We start from the raw sequence: 484 nt of genomic DNA, 5'->3' as shown, positions 1-484 counted from the left end.
GGATGAAAAGAGATTCGGAAGGTTTATTGCAGAGAGAAGAAAAGCAAAAGGGTGGACACAGGTAATGCTAGCAAAGAAAATTTGTGTGACAGATAAAGCAGTATCTAAGTGGGAACGAGGCGCAGGATTTCCTGACATTAAAACGTTAGAACCTTTGGCATCTGCATTGGATATAAGTTTGAGTGAGCTGATGTATGGTGAAAAACTGGAGAAAATAACTTCCACACATAAACTAGACGAAGTTGTTTCTAATACTATTGATTTGGCTGTTTACCAAAGTGAGATTCACATGCGAAACATGCTAATTGGTATAGCAATTACAGCTTTTTTACTGGTGACACTTTTTTTATTAGATTTAGAAAATGGTGTGGGAACATTCTTCTTTATTTGCTTACCATTACTTATATCACTTCTCGGAATCGCAATCATCTGTATTGGTGTACAACGCAAAAAAAGAGATTGCAAATGGAAATGGCATTTTATA

The 484-nt window shown here is 36.0% G+C and carries 1 protein-coding gene; it reads left to right on the top strand.

The window, feature by feature from the left end:
• On the top strand, positions 1 to 484 hold a 484-nt coding region (locus D1841_RS17795), incomplete at both ends, for a helix-turn-helix domain-containing protein (RefSeq protein ID WP_207710201.1).

The organism is Neglectibacter sp. X4 (assembly GCF_009917365.1).
In the GTDB taxonomy this organism is placed as follows: domain Bacteria; phylum Bacillota; class Clostridia; order Oscillospirales; family Acutalibacteraceae; genus Acutalibacter.
The sequence above is the reverse complement of the archived record's forward strand: the minus strand, read 5'-3'. Positions and strand labels throughout refer to the sequence as shown.